General features: G+C 65.9%; 1 protein-coding gene. It reads right to left on the reverse strand.

Annotated features, from left to right (window positions below):
* Positions 1-91: 91 nt before the first annotated feature.
* Positions 92-958 carry a hypothetical protein gene (locus HDC93_RS39185; RefSeq protein WP_260420021.1) on the reverse strand — a complete coding sequence of 289 codons (867 nt, stop codon included), beginning with the start codon at positions 956-958 and terminating at the stop codon, positions 92-94.
* Positions 959-1,538 lie beyond the last annotated feature (580 nt).

The following is a 1,538-nucleotide window of genomic DNA, read 5'->3' on the forward strand; positions in this document are numbered from 1 at the left end:
CCCTGCCTTCATGCGCCGCTCCTGCCGCGATCACCCGATCAGGACCCCTGTTCGACCAGACAAGCCCGTTGAGCGGTAAGCGGAAGCCTTCTCAGGGGTCTACGCGGCTGGCGATGTAGTCCAGCCAGTCCCGCTTGGCGTATCCGGTCCAGCGGGTGGAGTTGCTGATGCTGGTGCCGGTGAAGTCGGCGAGGACAGATGCTGGTAGATCGGTGGCAAGCGCGAGACGAGCACTGTTCCGGCTGGCGAGGGGTGCGATGCCGTGTCGGCGGAGCTTCAAGTAGAGGTAGGTGGCTCCGAGAGCGCGGGCGGGCTCCTGCCCGGGGAACAGCCATGGTGTTGTGCTGGCCGTCTGGTCGAGGTGCCAGCGTTTCTGGCGCTGGTCGCGCAGTGCGCGGACTAGTTGGGCGACTTCGGGTGGCAGCGGAAGACGATGACCGTTGAGGTTGAGCGCCAGCAGCGTGTCGTCGTCGATGATGTCGTGCACGGTGAGTTCGAGCAGTCTGGTGTGCTGCAGCCCGAAGAGGAGCGTCAGGGCGCCAGCCGTACGGACATCAAGAGGCAGCGCATCGTCACCGAGACACCGGTGCAGCTGTTCGGCCTGGTCCTCGTCCGTGCTGAAGACACTGGGTGCGGCGACGGGGGCCCTGGGGACTACGAGCTCGCCGGCCAGACCCCGGTCTCTAGCCCAGACGACGAAGGCACGCACCTCACGACGTTTCTCAGGCCCTTCCTCCAGCCACGTCTCGAGTTCCGGCTGTGTGAGCTCCCCGAGAGAAATGCCGTGCTCGTCGAGCCAGTCGAGCAGTTCCAGGGCTCGGCGCAGCCGCAATCGCGTCTGGTGCTGCGTGCTGGCGCGTAGCGGGCGGTGCCGGTGGGCCCGGCGGATGCGGTGCAGCAGATACCAATGGGTGAAGGGAGTGAGGAACTTGCGCTGGGGGACCGGTGCCTGGGCCAAGAGGGCGTCTGCCCAGCGGCAAGGCCTCCAATCGGTCGTCCCGCGGCGGCAGCACCGCGGCGGCGACGAGGACGTCGCGGATATAGCGGGTGGTCGGCGTGTTGGGCAGGTCGTCGAGCAGTTGGTGAGTGAACTCCGCATGAGAGGCGCCAAGTTGCGACATGAGAGCTGGCACTCCGTCGCAAGTCAGCCAATACGCCACTCGGCGGGGGTGTCCGGCGGCCGAAAGAGCCGAATGGAAGTCTTGCCGCTGTCCGGGGACCGTTGTGTCATCTCCACCGAGCGCCTCGGCCAGTTGCTTCGTGGCGAAGCAGCGGGTGCACAATCGCTCGCGGAAGATCCTGTCGCTCGTGCCGCAACGCCGGCACGCGTAGGTGAGATCGACGCCGGCGCAGGGTCCGCAGATCCCGTTCCCCGCATCGGTGAAACCGATGAGCGGACGACGCTGTTCGCACTGAGCACAGGCACCAGGGTGTTCACGCACTTGTCAATCCCCAGTTTTCGTAGAGACGTTGGTTATGCGGCCCGGCCTTCCTGATCGGTCAGGGCTCGCGCTTCCTGGATGATCCGTTCGAACTCG

Origin of the sequence: Streptomyces sp. AK010, assembly GCF_014207295.1 — a bacterium.
Classification (GTDB): Bacteria; Actinomycetota; Actinomycetes; order Streptomycetales; family Streptomycetaceae; genus Streptomyces; species Streptomyces massasporeus.